Genomic DNA, 17668 nt, shown 5'->3' on the forward strand with positions numbered 1-17668 from the left:
AAGAAGAGGCTGGTCATAGACCAAGCCTCTTCATGCGGTTATAGAGCGTTGCCCTGGAGATGCCAAGTTGCTTGGCGAGTGTTCGTTTGTTGCCACCTGCTGCTTTCAGATATTGAATTAGAAGTTGCGCCTCATAGGTGTCCAATTTTTGCTGGTAGGTAACACCCGAGACAAGTTCGGAATCATTCGAGGGATCTAATTCGTCCACATTTGCAATGGATCGAGGTTCTGGTTCTGCTCCCGCCGAATCCTGACGTTGCTGATTTTCGTTGTTGGCATATGAATGAATTCCGGATGTCAGTTGAACTTCGGACTGTTCTTGCGTGGTGAGGGAAGTGAGGGTATCAGGCAGGTATTCCTGCTTCACCTCACCATCTGTCGTCAGAATGGTCAGGCGTTCGATCACATTTCGTAATTCACGTACATTGCCTGGCCAATCATATTGGAACAGCAATTTGAATACTTCGGGTGGAACCAACTCAATATGACGGTTATAGAGTAATGAGAATTCTTGAAGGAACGTTTGGGTTAACTCATATAAATCTTCCTTGCGCACACGCAGAGGAGGGATGACAAGGTTAATGACATTAAGCCGATAGTAGAGATCTTCTCGGAATTGATTGCGGGCAATCATACTCCGTAGATTCTGATTGGTCGCAGCGATAATCCGGCAGTCGGCCTGTTTCATTCGCGTTCCCCCCACAGGAAAGTAACTCTTCTCCTGCAACACCCGAAGCAGTTTCACTTGTAATTCCAATGGCATCTCACCGATCTCATCCAGAAAAAGGGTACCCCCTTCGGCAAGCTCGATCTTGCCCTTTTTGCCTTTGGGATCCGCTCCGGAGAATGCGCCTTTCTCGTAGCCGAATAATTCACTTTCGAACAAGGAAGCGGGAATTGCCCCGCAGTTAATCGCGATGAACGGTGCCGTCTGCAATTCACGAAGATCATGAATGGCTTTGGCGAATAACTCCTTACCTGTGCCACTCTCCCCGAGAATAAGTACGGTTGCTGAGGTGGTGCTGATCTTGCGAATGGTCTCCAAACACTGGTGAATCACTGGGCTGCTGCCTTTGATGCGAGCAAAGGGATCTGTGTCAGGACGCAGTCTGGCAACGGCTTTTTCCAGATGTTGAACTTTGGATGTCATATGTAATAGTTCCTGATGTAATCGAATTTCAGTTGTTATATCCACTTCGGCAGCAACTGCACCCACAATATGTCCATCCAGTTGGACAGGACGAGCATTAATCAGGGCGAACAGGTCGGGCCGTGGCTGATGCTGTTTGCGATAGACCGTTTCGCCGGTATACAACGTCTTGAGAGACTGAAGTCGGTCAGGCGGAAAAAAGTCTGCCGCAGGCTGTCCGATAATATCATTTTTGCTGATCGAAAAAACATGCTCCGCGCCAGTTGTCCAGTAGGCCACCTTGGCATCTTCATTAATTAATGTCAGAGCTGAACCCGCTGTCTCCAGTGTGGTCTCAAAATAAGCTTCTATTAGGCGATGCGCATGCATCATGGCATGCAGGACATCGGATACCACGATATATCCCATTACGGGTCCTTCATCCTGAATGAACAGATAAGAAGATGTGTCGAATAAGGAGATGGCATCTACCAGCGATGTCGATGAAGGGATACAGGGTGTGGGGAGGACTGTATCCAGAGTACCCATATCCGTGCGCAATAGAGACATTAAATCTGGAAGTAAATGTTTCATCGGTATCACCTCAGTTTGGGCATAACTTTCAGAACTGTACCTGTTACAAGGAACTCTTATGGTCGGAGTAGATGGAAATATTTGAGTGAGATAGTTATCCATAGTATAGCTTTCAAAGTGAAGTGTGTATAGATTTTTTGACATGAATCATACATAAGGCAATCGGAAATCGTGGTTAATGTTGTTTTTGTAATGCTGGGGACTACGCGGTGTTTTTCATCGTTGCCCAATCCAGGAATGATCATTATCACTGCTGCATCAAGTGATGTACTGACATTACGGAATCATTCCAGTGCATCGGCAGTTGATCTGCAGACCCTGGCAGGCGGAACACAGATCAATGCGAATGCCTCTATCCTAATGCTACAATTTAAGTGGTTAACTTTTGAATAATAAATGGGTGTGTCCAGAAAAATAGACATTTAAAATTGTGGTTCTCATTAAAAACATTATTATCGCCTATGATTCCTGTAGATCTCATAGTTGTTTGTCCATAATTCTTTATGACTTTTCGTTATTGTATAACTTGGTTTAAAGCCTTGGTTTAAATGCATCTCGATGCTCTCTCAGGAATGCATCAAGTGAGCGCGGCGCTCTGCCAAGCAAGCGTTGAACGGTATCCGTCGGCTTCTCTGGTACAACGGTAGACATCGTCTGAATTTCCACAACGTGGTCTGCAAGCCAAGGAGGCATCTGTCCATGTTCGATCAGATCCGTTCGAAGCTCCTCGGGTCTGAGGTTGAGGAATCCGATCGGCCGATTGAACAGGGTGGACATTTTATCTGCAATCTGTGCATAAGTGAATGCTTCGGAACCCGTCAGCGTATAGATGCGGTTCACTGGTTTGTCTTTGGTCAGCACTTCTGTGGCAATATCTGCGATGTCTCGGCAATCAATGAAGTTGCACGGGGAATCTCCAATGCAGCCGAAGAATACATCTTGGGTTGTAATGGTTGGTGCGAGTCGGAGCAGATTTTGCATAAAAGCATAGGGCCGCAGCATTGTATATGTCATCCCGGATTTAACTAGTGCTTGCTCAATTTGTTCATGCCAGCCTGCTACATTTACTGGTGAACGTTCGTCATATGCTGGGCTGGATATTTTGACGACATGCTTGACTCCCTCTTGTGCAGCCATCTGAATAATGGATGTCTCTAGTTCCACTTGTTTAGGGTTGTTGGATAACGCTAGAAATAGTTGACTGGTACCCGCCAAAGCTCTGCGCATGGATTCGGAATCATTTGCATCGGCAGCACAGATTTCAATCCCGGACAACGCCAAGTCCGCCATTTGTTGACGAAGCTTATCCGGCTTTCTACTTACTGCCCGAACGGGAATACCTCTTTCCATCAAACGTCTCAAAAGTGCATTTCCAATCATGCCCGTCGCTCCAATAATAGTAATCATGTTTTAATCTCTCCTTATAATGAACTTGTTTATTTGGTAATGTAAGCTCGCCAGCGCCATGTCATGATCGTACAAGCTATTGCACCGGACAATGGAAAATCGAACCCAATATGATCCAACCAAGTCCATGAAGAACTCGGGTTTACGATCTGCAATACATTAGAAATCCCCCACGCCGCCACCAAGCCAAACCCTGCGCCTGCAAGTGCCAAGCAGCCCACGACAATGATTCGGGGTGCTTTCGCCACCCACCGTGTGCGGTTCCTACGGTTACGAAGCCAGAGTCCGGCCCATAGAGCCATAAGCAGAGACGCCCCTCCAATCGTTGTTAAAGCTCGTAACTGAAGGACTTTATCAGCGGTAACGATTCCCCCGATGCTTGCCATGATGGCAGGAGACAAGTAGGCCGGGATTAATTCACGCCACAGCACAAAAGGTTTTGGGGGAGGATTAGCGGCTCGGTTTGGATAAGCTTCCTCGGAATGAATGGGGTCATTAAGGTTAACCATATCACTACTCCTTTTTTTGTTTAGAAATCACTGATTTGCTTTCATCTATAAGTAATTAGGAACCTAACTATATGGGGATGAAAATGGGCTAGTTGAACTAGCCCGGTTCACCTTTCTTCGTTATGCTCCTAGGATTTTGGTTCGGAGAAGTCGTGTGACTCATCTGTAAGTGCAGTAATACCTTGTGTTACACGCCCCAGCAGGTTGAGAAACACACTCCTTTCCTCGATCGTAAGTAATCCGACCATCGCTTCCAGTCTGGCAAAATGTTCCGCAGCCATATCCGTTAGCTTCTTCGCACCTTTGGCGGTCAAAATGACTGACTTCTGACGACCATCAACAGAACTCGTCCGACGAGCAACCAGTCCGTCGCGTTCTAAAATCTCGATTAGACCAGTTACGGTAGCACGGGTTACACCCAGATTTTCCGCCAGTTGGGAGGGCAGTTCTTCTCCTTCGTGATCTTCAAGATCTGCCAACAGACGATATCGTCCTGTCGATAAACCAAATCTGGAGAAATGGATTTCCGCAGCATGCCCAAGTTTGGCTCCTGCTACCATCAGTCTGGATGCGACAAGCACGGCTTGTGCATCCACGTCCAATTGATAGCGATCAACCTGACGCTTCGTTTGTACTAACGAAGGGATGAGGTACATATTAGTTGTTGATTTGTTTTGATTGTCCATGAATATAGTATGGCACCTAACTATATAGTTGTCAACTTTTGTTTAGACCATTCGTCAAGTTGGATGTTCTCGTAAAGTGTTCGCACAGAAAAAACCATGTGCCCAGAAAGAAAGAGGCAGCATGGTTTTATTTTTGCTGTTTTTCATATATATATTGATCCAGCTGGAAACTAACTATCGGAACATATTCTTAACGACCATCCAGAGATTAGCCGGTTTTTCGGCCAAACGGCGGGTATAGTACGGATACCACATGGTGCCATAAGGAACGTAACAGCGAATGCGATAGCCTTCTTTGGCGAGACGTTCCTGTTCGCTCATGCGCAGACCATATAACATCTGGAATTCAAAGGCATCCTGCGAGATTCCCCGATCCTTGGCGTATTGTTTCGTCCAGTTAATGATGTGATCATCATGCGAGGCAACCGCAGTGTACACACCCTGATCGAGGTGATTACGAATCATCGTTTTGAATTGATGGATGACTTCAGAAGTACTCTGATAGGCGACTGATCCGGGTTCTTTGTAAGCACCTTTAACCAGACGAAGTCGAATGCCTTCCCGAATCATATCACGTGTATCTTCTTCGGTTCGATGCAGGTAGGCTTGCAATACTGTGCCAGTATTATGCAGTCCTTCCGAGTGCAGTCTTCGCACAATATCCAGCGTTGCTTGAGTAAATGGACTATCCTCCATATCAATTCGGACAAATAGATCATGCAATTTGGCTTGTGCGGCAACGGTACGGATGTTTTGATAACCCTCTTCCGGGTCAAGTGCGAGGCCCATCTGGGTTGGTTTCAGCGAGACGTTGGAGTCTGCGCCTTCACGTGCAATGCCTTCTACCAGTCGTACATACTCATCCCTGTACAATGCCGCTTCGCTCAGGCGGGTGATGCCTTCGCCCAGATGATCGAGCGTAGCCATAATGCCTTTATTATTGAGTATGCGGATCTCTTCGAGCGCTTCTTCCAAGGTGTTTCCTGCAATAAACTTGCCTGCCAGCTTCTTACCATATTTAATGGACAGGTTCTCTACAGCTTTATTGCCTGCCACGGTTAATAAGGTTTTACGATATATTTCCGTTCCCACACTCATTTTCGTTTCCTCCTTCAGCATTGTGCATCCTTAATTCAAGCAAGAAACGTGCCAGATTTGGCGATGGTCTACTATTTTTCATGGAAATTTTAACTTTATAAAAAGGAATCGAAAAATCTGGGGATAACAGCGATCGGAAGGTTATTCTGTCATCGGAGTGACCCTTGTGAATTTTCTTTAGTTAAATTTAACGAGAAAAATATTTCAGTCCCAACCGGAGTTGGCACGGATTTTGCTACATATATTTGGTGATGAGTAACATGCAACATAATTCAGGCGAGCAGCCAGCGAATCCCACATCCTGAAGGAGGAATCATTGATGAATATCCCTTTTGTTAACGAACCATTCACACCCTTTGCAGTCCAGGCGAACCAGGAAGCATTTGAAGACGCACTTCGTCAGGTAGAAGCTGAACTTGGGCAGGAATACCCGATCATTATTGGTGGGCAAAAAATAACAAGCAGCCGCACGTTAACTTCCGTGAACCCCGCAGCCAAGAATCAAGTGGTCGGAACGATCCATCAGGCAGATCAGGAATTGGCCGAAAAGGCCATTCAGACAGCGGCGGAGACATTCCACACATGGAAACATACTGACCCGAATGAACGGGCTCGTTATCTATACAAAGCAGCTGCCATTATGCGTCGTCGCAAGCATGAATTCTCTGCATGGATGGTCTATGAAGCTGGCAAGACTTGGCCTGAAGCAGATGCGGATACAGCGGAAGCCATTGATTTTATGGAATTCTATGCACGGGATATGCAGCGACTGAGTGAACCGCAGCCCCTCGTGCGGATTGCAGGAGAAGATAATGAACTGAGTTATATACCGCTGGGTGTGGGTGTTGTTATTCCGCCTTGGAACTTCCCGCTGGCAATTATGGCAGGCATGACCTCTGCTGCACTGGTATCCGGCAACACGGTGGTGTTAAAGCCCGCAAGTACAACTCCGGTGATTGCCGCGAAGTTTATGGAGCTGCTCGCAGAAGTTGGTCTGCCGGATGGCGTCGTGAACTTTTTACCAGGACCAGGCAGCGAAGTGGGCGATTATCTCGTGGATCATGCGCTCACCCGGTTTATCAGTTTCACCGGTTCCAGAGATGTAGGACTGCGAATTAATGAACGTGCAGCACGTACAGCTCCAGGTCAGAAGTGGATCAAACGGGTTATTGCAGAAATGGGCGGCAAGGATTCCATCGTAGTAGACAGCGACAGTGATCTGGAACTCGCGGCAGAGTCCATTACCGCTTCGGCATTTGGTTTCTCAGGACAGAAATGTTCGGCGTGTTCCCGTGCCATTATTCATAAGGATGTATATGATGAAGTATTGCAAAAAGTGATTGAACGGACACAGAAACTGACGATGGGCAGTCCACTTGAAGTTGGCAGTCAGGTTGGGCCCGTTATCGATGACAAGGCATATGCAAAGATCACGGAATATATTGAAATCGGCAAGGGTGAGGGGCGTCTTGTGCACGGTGGCGGTACAGGGAACGTTGAAGGTTATTTCATTGAACCAACCATCATTGCCGATGTTGACCCAAAAGCCCGAATTGCTCAGGATGAGATTTTTGGACCTGTGCTTGCGTTCATCAAAGCCGAATCTTTCCAGGATGCTTTGGATATCGCCAATAATACGGACTATGGTCTGACCGGCGCGGTGATCTCACGTAATCGTGAACATCTGGAACAGGCAAGACGCGAATACTTTGCGGGTAATCTGTATTTCAACCGGAAATGTACCGGAGCACTGGTAGGCACACATCCATTTGGCGGATTTAACATGTCAGGCACGGATTCCAAGGCAGGTGGAAGAGACTATCTGCTGTTGTTTACCCAGGCGAAGCTGGTGTCGGAGAAATACTAGTCAGAATCCCATGATCCGACTAAAAACTTCTTACATTCATTTGAATAGTATGCTATTATCCCTGCAAATCCTTTTGTTCGTATAAGAAACACAGATGCTTATTGCCGAAGGCATAAGGAGGGTAACGGATGTTAGGTGTTCAGTTGGTACAGGAACAACGTATTCGGCTGTCCATCACGCCGGAGATGAAACAATCCTTTCATTTGTTAACCATGTCTGGCCAGGATCTGACCCGTTACTTGCTGGATGCGGCGGAGGAGAATCCAGTACTTGAACTGGAAGAACAAGCTGCGCCCCTCGCCCGGATTCCGCGGCGAATGGATCAGCGCAGGTATGATTCCTATGATCCGTTGCTTCAGGCCAAAGGTGCCGAACCTACTCTGGAACAATTGCTGATTGCGCAAATTCGAGTAATGACAATTCCAGACGAATTGGAAAATATGGCCGTATATTTGGCAGGGTGTGTTAATGACGATGGTTATCTAACGGTTGAACTGGCAGAGGTGCAAGCAACACTTGAGCTTCCGATGAGCAAGATTGCAGCGGGACTGGAGCTTCTCCAGTCGCTGGACCCTGCTGGTGTGGGGGCGCGGAATCTGCAAGAATGTCTATTGCTTCAGATCAGACGCGATCCATTGGCTGTTCAGTACGCTGAACGTATGGTGGAAGCCGGATTGGAAGCGCTGGTTCCTTTTCACCCAGGTAGAACAGGGAGTCGATTAGGCATGACTTCGCAGGAAGCTCAGACTGCCTATGACTATATTACACGTCTCGATCCCAAGCCCTGTCGATCCATCGGATGTACAGAACGGCCACATTACATTATTCCGGATGCCATTGTCGGATTGCGTTACGGTGAGGCCCATTTTAACCTGCATGCAGCAGGTAACCCTCGTGTATCGATGAATTATGCGTGCTTCCACTGGATCAGGGAAGAGGCTCCGGACGCAATCTGGTCTACCCGCGTGGCAGAGGCGAGGGCTATCATTCGGAGTGTACGCTTGCGGCGCAGGACTTTAGTGCGTGTGCTGGCGGCAGTGATGGAAGAGCAAAGGCATTTTTTGGTCAAAGGCCCATCCGCACTAAAACCACTTAATCTGGCTGTTATTGCAGAGAAGATTGGCATGCATGAATCAACGGTAAGTCGTGCGGTGAACGGTAAATACATTGAGACCCCACATGGGGTATATGAACTCAGGGCTTTTTTTGCCTCGGGAATCAGTACAACGTCAGGGGATAAAACATCAGCATCAGTGGTAAAACGCAGATTAAAAGAAATCATTCGCACGGAACAAACTCAGCGTCCATACTCGGATAGTCGTTTGGCTACACTGCTCGCCGAGGAAGGGATTGTCATCTCCCGCAGAACGGTTGCCAAGTACAGGGAGGAACTTCAGATTCTGCCTTCCCTTGAGCGTAAACGTTGGGCTTAATTGAGTAGCTCGCGTCTTATCATCTCTGAATACACAAGAACCCCCGCAAACCGGATGAACGGTCTGCGGGGGTTCTTGTTAATCATTCGTGTTTGGGTTGCTGTACCAATTTCCTGATACCTACAATCGTTCCATATTACGCAGGAAGTGTTCTCCGGCAATCCCTGGTGTAGTCATCTGTTCCGGATGAAGAATCTCTTCCAGTTCTTCCGGTGTCAGCAATCCGCGTTCCAGAATAATCTCTTGCAAGGAAAGCCCAGTCTTGAGCGCTTCCTTCACGATGGAAGCTGCCACATTATAACCTAAATGCGGGTTCAACGCCGTAACCACACTGAAACTTTGGTTCATGATTAATTCACAGCGCTCACGGTTAGCTTCCATCTCTTCAACTGCATAACGCGTGAAAACATCGATGCCGTTATTCATAATTTTCAGCGATTGCAGCAAGTTAAATGCAATAACTGGTCCCATGACATTCAGCTCGAATTGGCCGGCTTCACACGCCATACAGATTGTATGGTCGTTCCCCATCACCTGGAAGGATACCTGGTTAATGACTTCCGCCATAACGGGGTTAACTTTGCCCGGCATAATGGACGAACCTGGCTGACGTGGTGGCAGGCGCAATTCATTGAATCCTGCACGCGGACCTGAAGCCATCATGCGAATATCATTACAGATTTTGGAAAGGCTAACCGCACATACCTTCAGCGCTGCTGAAAGTTCCAGATAGGCATCTGTGTTCTGCGTTGCATCCACGAGATCCTCAGCTGTTTGTAGTGGAAGTCCGGTAACATCAGACAGGTGCTCTGTAACCTTGACGATGTATTCGGGTTTGGCATTAAGTCCTGTACCTACGGCAGTTGCACCCATGTTAATGGTAAGCAAGCGGCGATTGGCGAATTCAAGACGCTCAATATCCCGTCCGATTACACGGGCATAAGCTCCGAATTCTTGTCCAAGGCGAATAGGTACGGCATCCTGAAGATGGGTACGGCCAACCTTGACCACATCGTTGAATTCCAGTTCTTTTTTACGGAATGCATCCTGTAGTCTTTTCATGGTAGCGAGTAACGTCTCCGACAGTTGGTACGCCGCAATGCGCAGTGCTGTAGGAACCACGTCATTAGTAGACTGGGACATGTTCACATGATTATTTGGATTGCAATGGAAGTAGTCTCCCTTGCTTTTCGTTAACAGTTCCAGCCCGCGGTTGGCCAAAATTTCGTTCATATTCATATTCATGGAGGTGCCTGCACCACCCTGAATGGAGTCTACAATAAAATGATCCAAATGATGGCCTTTCATCATTTCTTCAGCCGCCATGACGATCACATCGCCAATCTTGCTCGGCAGCATTTTCAACTCCATGTTGGTAATCGCTGCTGCCTTCTTCACCGCAGCCAGAGCCGTGATCAGCTCCCGGTGTACCGGAACGCCGGTAATCGGGAAGTTTTCCACGGCCCGTACCGTCTGAATTCCGTAATAAGCATAAGCCGGGATTTCTTTTTCACCGATAAAATCTTTCTCCGTCCGTGTGGACATAGTAGACATCTCGTTCGCCTCCAGTGGCATCAATAAAAATAGTTCGGCTTCAGCGTTGCTGAAGCGCACTCAGTATATCATTTAAGCAAAATGGATGCCAATCTAAATCATTTGTCCTCTTGTGCCGATAATAAATAAAATTAGGGATATTGAATTGGGATATTATTCAATTTTTAAGAAAGGGAGGGGTGGCCAAGCTTGTCTTATACATTATGCGCTTTATGGTAGAGAAGTCATGCATGAACGGCAAGTATGGGAGGAATAGAACGTTTTCAGTGATGTATATCACATGATATTTGGTACTTGATTGGTAAAATAGGAAAAAAGGACTACGGGGTGTGCACATGAAATGGACTTTAGGAGCAAAGACTGTCGCCGGTCTGGTACTGATTTCGATTATTACCTACGGAACTAGCGGCTTTTTTATATTTTTTGTCAAAGACTGGATTACGTTAGATATTCCGAATTGGGTATACATATCGATTATCCTGATCATGGGAGTATGCTGGAACGGGATTCTGGGATGGTTTGCCTCACGCTGGCTGACTCGTCCAATCGTTCACCTGTCCCGGGCTGCACAGCAGGTTTCAGCGGGTGACCTGACAACCGAAATTCCGCAGCGACGCACGCAGGATGAACTTACCGTATTATATGATGCTTTTCGCGCAATGGTTTCTAACCTTCGAAGCATTGTAAATGATATTGCAGACAGCACAAGAACGACTTCACAGAACGCACAGTCTCTGAGTGAAGCGATTACACAGGCCGCGGAACAGATCGAGATGATGTCGGATGCGGTGGATCATATTGCGGTAGGCGTAGAGGAGCAGAAGGTCACTTCCCATCAATCTCTGATCACTGCGGATGAGATGCTGAACGATTTCCAGCGTATGCATAGCCAGTCCATGGACATGACAGAGATGTCCGGTCAGATGGAACGATCGGTGGATCATACCAAACAGACTTTTTCATCGTTGATGAAAGGGATGGACGAGCTGGCCGAGTCGCACAATCGTTCCCGCGACATTATGCTGTTGCTGGAGAAGGAAGCCTCCGATATCGAGGTAATTACCCATTCTGTCAAAAACATTGCTGAGGAAACAGGGTTACTTGCCCTGAATGCTTCAATTGAGGCTGCACGAGCTGGAGAAGAGGGTTCTGGATTTGCAGTCGTGGCGCAGCAGATCCGCAAGCTGGCAGACGAAAGTAAGGAATCGGTACATCGTATTAATGAGTTGATTAGTCGTGTGCAGCAACGGATCAGGGAGACAGCCCAACTGTCTCATGAGCAGCATGGTCTCGTGGTCAATGAATCGGAGCGGACCATCTCTGTGGATCAGACGTTGCATGAGCTGACAGGCACAGTGGAAGTATTTATGAAGGGTGCTCATGATATCGGTTCCAAGATCGCAGAACAGACCGGTCGCGTGGAGCAAACGCACGGTCATGTGAAGAAGATCCAGGGGAAAGCTGGATCGTTCTCGGATGAGGCGAGACGAATTATGGATGCCGCACACGAAGAGACAGCCATCATGGAGGAGATTTCATCCTCGGCTGAAGAACTGAGACAATTAACCGATCGGTTATTGGACAAAACCAAAGCATTCCGGATGCAGCCTTAAGCTGTGTTCGGGATTTTTTTTGTTTTTGGAGAACAGTTTTGGCATGGAAATTTGCTTATTCTGGTTAAAACCGAACGTTCTTTCGTGAAAACGAAAATTTGTAAAGATTATTTTATGAAAGATTAACAAATTCGCAACTTGCAGGCGATAAATGAAGATATAATAGGATTATCACAACAGATAAAGGAGCCCAGTATATTGAAAACTTGGACAGGTATCCTGCTGATGATTATTTTGGCGGTAGCTACGATTAGTACAACTTCGGCTGCCAGAACCATGAATGAATCGCAAAAACAGCTTAACATAGATGATCAATCCAGCCAGACCGCAGGGGTCGAGGCTTCCAATATAGATAAAATGCATGACACAGCGAAGACAACACAGGAATCCATTCCCGTGAAAGAGGAATACGTTTCGGTAGCTCCAGAGAATAAGAAAGTCAGATTATATCCTATGAAAGTTGAGGGTTCAGGTTATATATATAACGGAATGATTTTGGAAGTGGACGGCAAAACGCGAGAATTTAGTGAGTGGCAGGGAGAAGGTGGGTCTTACAAACCCGAAGTGCACGAGCTGGATCTGAATGGAGACGGCCAGAAAGAAATTATTGTTCTGTACACGGAAGGTCATGGAACAGGTATTTATTTGGGACAAGCACGTATCATTAATCCGGTAACGCTGGAAGAGATGAAGATGCAATCTCTGGATGAGATTGCGAAACAACATGTGAAGTCGAAGGTTACGGTTAGATCAGACCGTGTGGATGTTGATGTCGCCGTTGATGGCGTTCAAGCAGAACCTTTACGGATCGAGGAAGATACGAGTGGCGGCGTATATAACGAAGAGTTGGGATTCGGTGGAGTAACCTATTACAGTGTAGAAGATGGCCAGCTTGTCGTATCAGCAGCAGGATCTTACGGTGCAGCTTTATATGCGGGTGATCTGACATTTACTTATGAGTATCAAGATGGTGAGTGGAAGGCCGTAGATTTGAAGTACAGTATGGAAGTGTATGAAGAAGAATATTATGAAACTTTTGATTAATGGCGTCATGTTGATATCGTAATGCAGCGGGAATTGAAAGTTCTCGAGTGTGGAGTTAAGTGAACATCTGACAAGAATATCTTCCTTACTCCGTTTACGGACAGTGGGAAACAGGGCGAGGCTGAAAAAAATCGGGACATACAGCCTCGTTTTGTGCTGCCCGGAAATAGGCACTGTGCACTAAAAATGCAGGAAACAATTGACTTTATCACTTTAGTCGTTTAAATGTATAAAGGACAAATCATTTTAACATTCAGGAGGGATTTTGATGAAGAAAAAGGTTGTACTGGGTTTGATGGTAGGCACATTAACGCTTGGAATCGGAACAGGTGCACTCGCAGCAACAGGACTGGAACAGATTAAAGCCTATCTGAACAGCAAGATTACGCTAAAAATGAATGGTGCCACGGTGACAGCCAAAGATGCCAATGGTAAAACAGTGTTGCCTATCACTTACAACGGAACGACTTATTTGCCTGTGCGTGCTGTGGGATCCTTGCTTGGGACAGAGATCACTTATGACAGTGCAACTTCATCCGTCCTGATTGGTGGAAAAAGTGAAACCGGGCCAGTAACCAACGATAAAGTAACACTAAGTACACTGGGAACAACGGTGTTGGGATCTACTGCATGGCATACCAAAGATCCTGCGGAGACTACTTACAAAGGCAAGGATTATAAAGATGTATATCTGCATACAGATTCCGTGAAGCAAGGAGACGACTTCCAGATCATGACGGGCAAAAAGTATTCTTCCCTGCATCTGGAACTGGCCGCTCTTCAAGGGAATCAGGAGATACAGGTAATCAACCAGGACAATACGGTTCTCAAAAAGTTGAGTATATCGCCGGGAAGCGGATTGGTTAGCCTTGACGTGGATGTATCGGGCACTGAAGCTGTGTTTGTTGAAATTGTTTCAGAAGATCCAGGTTCATCGCTATTTGTACCTCTTACAACATCGTATTTGGTTAAATAAAATAGACATAATAAAAAAAACGATTATCAACGATGGTGTTGCTGGATCAAGTCCATAACACACATGGTGATAATCGTTTTTAATGTTTAACGAATGACGGTATCCAGCGGTTTGAGATTGGCTTCAATCTCGGCGCGGCGACCTTCAAGGAATGGAGGCAAAGCAAGCGATTCACCCAGATGCTCCAATTCTTCGTCTGTATCAAATCCCGGACCATCGGTTGCAAGTTCGAATAGAATACCGTTTGCTTCACGGAAATATAGGGAGCGGAAGTAGAAGCGATCTACAAACCCGGAGTTAGGGAATTGGAAGTTACGAACCCGTTCCACCCATTGTTTCAGTTCTTCCTCATTATCCACACGGAACGCAACATGGTGTACGCTGCCACGTCCAGGACGCTCTTGGGCAAGGTCATTCCGTTCCTCAACATGCACCTCGGAGCCGCTGCCACCTTCACCGGATTCAAAAACGAGTACATCAGGTTGACCTGGAGTAAAGGCAGGGTAACTTCCTTTAGCTCTGAAACCGAGCAGTTCGGTAAGAACCGGAGAGGTAAGGGAAGCATCTTTTACCGTAAGATGGATAGGGCCAAGGCCTACAACGCCATACTCGGCAGGCACAGGGCTCTGATCCCAGGGTTTACCACCAGCGACACCTGTATTATTTTCATCCGAGACCAGAATCAGACGTTGTCCTTCAAAGTCTGTGAACGAGAGCGTGGCACGACCACCCCGTTCAACAATCTCTCCATGTGGGACTTCGAATTCGTCAAAACGCTGCTGCCAGTAAGTAAGTGCCGCATCACTTGGAACGCGCAGTGACGTTCCAGATATGCTGTTTACACCTTCACGAGTCTGTCCGGCCATCGGAATCTCGAAGAAGGTAAGTTCGGTACCCGGATTGCCTTTCTCATCGCCATAGAAGAGATGGTAGACGGACACGTCGTCCTGATTGACCGTTTTTTTAATGAGGCGCAAACCCATGATGTTGGTGTAGAAACGATAGTTCTGATCGGCATGTGCTGTTAGAGCTGATACGTGGTGAAGTCCTTTGATTTGCATAATAATTCCTCCTAGTTAGGTTATACGTTCAACAAAGGATTCATTTACACTGGCACTTCGATGACAGAACAACCTTCCGATCGCTGTTATCCCCAGATTTTTTGATTCCTTTTTGAAAGGGGAAATCCGGGGATAAAGGCGAAGCATATGCTTCCGATGCAGCTTTCTTTCAGAAAGCTTTAAGCTCTGCTTCTTCAGGTTATTTCTGTCCTCTCCGTTATCGTGTAAAAGTTCAGTTGAACATTTTTTGAGTTTATTTAAATTTATTCTTTATTAAGAAAGTTACTAACTTTTAGTTTGTTTTGGTTCTGGATTTATCTTAACATAAAGATATTTAAATTACAATGCTTATTTAGAATTCCAACTGGACAGCATTTTCATTCAATGGCAAAATGAAAAAGTTAACATTAAAGAGAGATAATGTTGGTGAAATCTTTGTAAAGGAGAGAAGAGATGCATGGCGTACCCACCATGGCTGGACCCGTATGATGCAGAGCCGTTTATGCTGTTCTCAACTTCACATATCGTTTCAATTAGCGTAATTACAGCATGTATTGTACTGATGTTTTTACTTCGACACCATCTTCGATCATGGTCAGAGAGGGCACGCCGCATACTGCGAATTGCTCTGGCCTGTATCATGCTTGCCTGCGAAATCGTGCTGCAACTCTGGTATGTGTATGGAGGGATTTGGAGCCTGCAGACGTCACTGCCGCTCGAACTATGCAGTCTGTCTCTGCTATTATCGGCGTTGTTACTACTGACACGCAGTCGACTGTTACATTCTGCACTGCTGTTTGCAGGTATTGCTGGAGCCCTTATGGCGATCCTGACGCCTAATCTGGGTTATGGTTATGCTCATTTTCGATTCATTCAATTTTTCGTTGCTCATGCCTTTATCATTATGGCCTTACTATACATGACCTGGGTGGAACAGCTGCGACCTAGCTGGAGATCTGTAGCAGGTTCGATGATATTTGTGAATGTGGCAGCATTAATCGTATACGTTGTAGATATTATGCTTGACGCGAATTATATGTTTTTGAGACACAAGCCGAGTACACCCTCGGTGCTTGATATGTTAGGTCCGTATCCCATGTACATCCTTGGAGAAGAGATACTTGCGCTAGTTTTGTTCTCGCTGATGTACATTTTGCTCTTTGCCATTCCAGATCGGTTGAAGCATCGTGTGAAAAAAGGTAAAAGCTCCGCGGTATAGGGATAATCCTTGTAGTTGCGCCTGCGCCGCATTATAAACTCTATATAAATAAAACATCCCGCGGTAATCTGAATGGATCAGATCGCTTGCGGGATGTTTGGGCGTTGTTGTCCCTGAATGGGCCAACTTAAATATTTATATTTATCCACGGAGCAAAGATTCCGCACCATCCACATAGATTCGTGTACCTGTAACATGAGAGGCTTCATCGGAAGCGAGGAACAGAACGAGGTTCGCCACTTGCTTCGACGTTCCAGGTTCGCCCTTGAGCGGATGTTCGTGACCCTCAGGGAATTCAACAGGAATCTGTACTTCTTTCAGATCATCCGACGGGTAGGTGTTATCATCAATGTTGGTATCGATGGCTCCTGGGCAGACGGCGTTAACACGGATTTTATAACGAGCCAGCTCCAGTGCAGCCATCTTCGTAAACGCAGTTTGTCCCGCTTTGCTGGAAGCGTATGCAGAGAAACCGATCCCTGAGAAGACCCGGTTACCGTTGATGGAACTGGTGATAATGATGCTGCCGCCATGTTCTTTCAGATGGGGGATGGCATATTTGACGGTTGCGAAGGTTCCGCGCATATTGATCTCCATCGTTTGGTCCCAGTCCTCGATGTCCATCGTTTCGATCGGGGCCATCGTTCCGTTGATGCCAGCATTTGCAAATATGATATCCAGTTTACCCGCTTCAGCCGCAGCCTGATTGATCGCCTTCTGCACATTATCCGGTTTGGAGATATCACATTCGATCACATACGCTTCTCCGCCAGCTTTTTCAATCGTCTGCTTGGTTTCCTCCGCATTTTCGGGTGTGCGATCCAGCATGTACACTTTGGCTCCATGCTCGGCGAAACGAATAGCGGTAGCCTGGCCAATACCCGATCCACCTCCGGTTACAATTGCGACTTTGCCTTCCAAACGCTGTTCAGTCATCTCTGATCCCTCCGTATGGTATAGATTGTCGTTGTACGCTCTACTTTTACATACCCGGCTCAAGACTGATGAATCATATGTGTATATATCAAAAAGAACAGGACCGCAACGCGGCCCTGTTCTGGAACAGATCAACTTCATCATCTGTCTGCTGTTAACTTATTTTGGCATGTGAATGGTGGGAAACTCATTCAAGTCATGTCCGATGCTTACTTATGTTTCTTCCAGTCCATTGCACTGTTATTGAGCAAATATTCGAAATCGTTATCCCGGCGCTTCTGCTCCGCTTGGCGAGCTTCTTCTGCTTGCTGACGTTCCTGTTCTTTAAGAGCCGCTTCGGCAGCCTTGGCTTCATCCGCCTGAGCTTTCAGCTTCTCCAGCACATCACTGCTAAGCAGATCCTTCAGTGTTGTGGGTTTATCCTGTGCTACTGCTGCTTTGGGAGCAGGAGTGCGTTTTTTGGATTTTGCCATAGGAAAATCTCCTTTCCAAACATGAATCAGGTTCCATTTATCGTACAGTAGTCATAGTATATCAGGTTC

At 46.6% G+C, this 17668-nt stretch carries 16 protein-coding genes; 7 read left to right on the plus strand and 9 right to left on the minus strand.

The window, feature by feature from the left end:
* Window positions 1-13: 13 nt before the first annotated feature.
* On the minus strand, window positions 14-1699 hold the full coding sequence (locus MKZ13_RS05705) for a sigma 54-interacting transcriptional regulator (RefSeq protein WP_339182525.1): 1686 nt from the start codon (window positions 1697-1699) through the stop codon (window positions 14-16).
* Window positions 1700-1960: 261 nt separating this feature from the next.
* Between MKZ13_RS05705 and MKZ13_RS05710 the strand changes: the two genes are divergently transcribed.
* Window positions 1961-2116 carry a hypothetical protein gene (locus tag MKZ13_RS05710; RefSeq protein WP_339182527.1) on the plus strand — a complete coding sequence of 52 codons (156 nt, stop codon included), beginning with the start codon at window positions 1961-1963 and terminating at the stop codon, window positions 2114-2116.
* A 138-nt stretch (window positions 2117-2254) separates the two neighbouring features.
* Here MKZ13_RS05710 and MKZ13_RS05715 read toward each other — a convergent pair whose 3' ends face one another.
* The 4 genes from MKZ13_RS05715 to MKZ13_RS05730 form a co-directional block, all read right to left on the minus strand.
* Window positions 2255-3130 (minus strand): SDR family oxidoreductase, encoded by an 876-nt coding sequence (locus MKZ13_RS05715; RefSeq protein ID WP_237176690.1) that lies wholly within the window; start codon window positions 3128-3130, stop codon window positions 2255-2257.
* Between the two features lie 29 nt (window positions 3131-3159).
* On the minus strand, window positions 3160-3639 hold the full coding sequence (locus tag MKZ13_RS05720) for a hypothetical protein (RefSeq protein WP_237176689.1): 480 nt from the start codon (window positions 3637-3639) through the stop codon (window positions 3160-3162).
* Between the two features lie 128 nt (window positions 3640-3767).
* Window positions 3768-4325 (minus strand): MarR family transcriptional regulator, encoded by a 558-nt coding sequence (locus MKZ13_RS05725; RefSeq protein WP_339182531.1) that lies wholly within the window; start codon window positions 4323-4325, stop codon window positions 3768-3770.
* Window positions 4326-4499: 174 nt separating this feature from the next.
* Window positions 4500-5423: a proline dehydrogenase family protein gene (locus MKZ13_RS05730; RefSeq protein ID WP_237176687.1), complete on the minus strand. Its 924-nt coding sequence runs from the start codon at window positions 5421-5423 to the stop codon at window positions 4500-4502.
* 319 nt (window positions 5424-5742) lie between these two features.
* Between MKZ13_RS05730 and pruA the strand changes: the two genes are divergently transcribed.
* Together pruA and rpoN are read left to right on the plus strand one after the other, a co-directional pair.
* Window positions 5743-7290, plus strand: coding sequence for an L-glutamate gamma-semialdehyde dehydrogenase (gene pruA, locus MKZ13_RS05735; RefSeq protein WP_076251309.1), 1548 nt, complete (start codon window positions 5743-5745; stop codon window positions 7288-7290).
* Window positions 7291-7418: 128 nt separating this feature from the next.
* Complete coding sequence (gene rpoN / locus MKZ13_RS05740; RefSeq protein ID WP_339182536.1) at window positions 7419-8723, plus strand: RNA polymerase factor sigma-54; 1305 nt, start codon at window positions 7419-7421, stop codon at window positions 8721-8723.
* Window positions 8724-8843: 120 nt separating this feature from the next.
* On the opposite strand, the gene MKZ13_RS05745 is transcribed toward rpoN, so the two are convergent.
* Window positions 8844-10277 (minus strand): aspartate ammonia-lyase, encoded by a 1434-nt coding sequence (locus tag MKZ13_RS05745; RefSeq protein WP_221819019.1) that lies wholly within the window; start codon window positions 10275-10277, stop codon window positions 8844-8846.
* 335 nt (window positions 10278-10612) lie between these two features.
* Here MKZ13_RS05745 and MKZ13_RS05750 point away from each other — a divergent pair, with 335 nt between their 5' ends.
* From MKZ13_RS05750 to MKZ13_RS05760, 3 genes are all read left to right on the plus strand, one after another.
* Window positions 10613-11890, plus strand: a complete 1278-nt coding sequence (locus MKZ13_RS05750) for a methyl-accepting chemotaxis protein (protein WP_221819020.1) — start codon at window positions 10613-10615, stop codon at window positions 11888-11890.
* Window positions 11891-12088: 198 nt separating this feature from the next.
* Entirely contained in the window at window positions 12089-12934 is an 846-nt protein-coding gene (locus MKZ13_RS05755) for a hypothetical protein (RefSeq protein ID WP_339182537.1), read from the plus strand.
* Window positions 12935-13202: 268 nt separating this feature from the next.
* On the plus strand, window positions 13203-13910 hold the full coding sequence (locus tag MKZ13_RS05760) for a hypothetical protein (RefSeq protein WP_339182539.1): 708 nt from the start codon (window positions 13203-13205) through the stop codon (window positions 13908-13910).
* 86 nt (window positions 13911-13996) lie between these two features.
* On the opposite strand, the gene MKZ13_RS05765 is transcribed toward MKZ13_RS05760, so the two are convergent.
* Entirely contained in the window at window positions 13997-14971 is a 975-nt protein-coding gene (locus tag MKZ13_RS05765) for a ring-cleaving dioxygenase (RefSeq protein ID WP_237176680.1), read from the minus strand.
* 457 nt (window positions 14972-15428) lie between these two features.
* Here MKZ13_RS05765 and MKZ13_RS05770 point away from each other — a divergent pair, with 457 nt between their 5' ends.
* Window positions 15429-16190 carry a TIGR02206 family membrane protein gene (locus MKZ13_RS05770; RefSeq protein ID WP_339182541.1) on the plus strand — a complete coding sequence of 254 codons (762 nt, stop codon included), beginning with the start codon at window positions 15429-15431 and terminating at the stop codon, window positions 16188-16190.
* A gap of 141 nt (window positions 16191-16331) precedes the next feature.
* Here MKZ13_RS05770 and MKZ13_RS05775 read toward each other — a convergent pair whose 3' ends face one another.
* The gene (locus MKZ13_RS05775) at window positions 16332-17126 is read right to left on the minus strand and encodes an SDR family NAD(P)-dependent oxidoreductase (RefSeq protein WP_076214533.1); all 795 of its coding nucleotides are present in this window, start codon (window positions 17124-17126) and stop codon (window positions 16332-16334) included.
* Between the two features lie 209 nt (window positions 17127-17335).
* On the minus strand, window positions 17336-17599 hold the full coding sequence (locus MKZ13_RS05780) for a YqkE family protein (RefSeq protein ID WP_036612099.1): 264 nt from the start codon (window positions 17597-17599) through the stop codon (window positions 17336-17338).
* Window positions 17600-17668 lie beyond the last annotated feature (69 nt).

Origin of the sequence: Paenibacillus sp. FSL R5-0701 (genome assembly GCF_037973995.1) — a bacterium.
Taxonomy (GTDB): Bacteria; Bacillota; Bacilli; order Paenibacillales; family Paenibacillaceae; genus Paenibacillus.

Excerpts from the sequence above, each read along its gene's own strand:
- MKZ13_RS05760 (WP_339182539.1), top strand. The coding sequence starts at position 13,203 with ATGAAGAAAAAGGTTGTACTGGGTTTGATGGTAGGCACATTAACGCTT.
- rpoN (WP_339182536.1), top strand. The coding sequence starts at position 7,419 with ATGTTAGGTGTTCAGTTGGTACAGGAACAACGTATTCGGCTGTCCATC.
- MKZ13_RS05715 (WP_237176690.1), bottom strand. The coding sequence starts at position 3,130 with ATGATTACTATTATTGGAGCGACGGGCATGATTGGAAATGCACTTTTG.
- MKZ13_RS05730 (WP_237176687.1), bottom strand. The coding sequence starts at position 5,423 with ATGAGTGTGGGAACGGAAATATATCGTAAAACCTTATTAACCGTGGCA.
- pruA (WP_076251309.1), top strand. The coding sequence starts at position 5,743 with ATGAATATCCCTTTTGTTAACGAACCATTCACACCCTTTGCAGTCCAG.
- MKZ13_RS05705 (WP_339182525.1), bottom strand. The coding sequence starts at position 1,699 with ATGTCTCTATTGCGCACGGATATGGGTACTCTGGATACAGTCCTCCCC.
- MKZ13_RS05720 (WP_237176689.1), bottom strand. The coding sequence starts at position 3,639 with ATGGTTAACCTTAATGACCCCATTCATTCCGAGGAAGCTTATCCAAAC.
- MKZ13_RS05750 (WP_221819020.1), top strand. The coding sequence starts at position 10,613 with ATGAAATGGACTTTAGGAGCAAAGACTGTCGCCGGTCTGGTACTGATT.
- MKZ13_RS05725 (WP_339182531.1), bottom strand. The coding sequence starts at position 4,325 with ATGGACAATCAAAACAAATCAACAACTAATATGTACCTCATCCCTTCG.
- MKZ13_RS05780 (WP_036612099.1), bottom strand. The coding sequence starts at position 17,599 with ATGGCAAAATCCAAAAAACGCACTCCTGCTCCCAAAGCAGCAGTAGCA.
- MKZ13_RS05775 (WP_076214533.1), bottom strand. The coding sequence starts at position 17,126 with ATGACTGAACAGCGTTTGGAAGGCAAAGTCGCAATTGTAACCGGAGGT.
- MKZ13_RS05770 (WP_339182541.1), top strand. The coding sequence starts at position 15,429 with ATGGCGTACCCACCATGGCTGGACCCGTATGATGCAGAGCCGTTTATG.
- MKZ13_RS05745 (WP_221819019.1), bottom strand. The coding sequence starts at position 10,277 with ATGTCTACTATGTCCACACGGACGGAGAAAGATTTTATCGGTGAAAAA.
- MKZ13_RS05710 (WP_339182527.1), top strand. The coding sequence starts at position 1,961 with ATGATCATTATCACTGCTGCATCAAGTGATGTACTGACATTACGGAAT.
- MKZ13_RS05765 (WP_237176680.1), bottom strand. The coding sequence starts at position 14,971 with ATGCAAATCAAAGGACTTCACCACGTATCAGCTCTAACAGCACATGCC.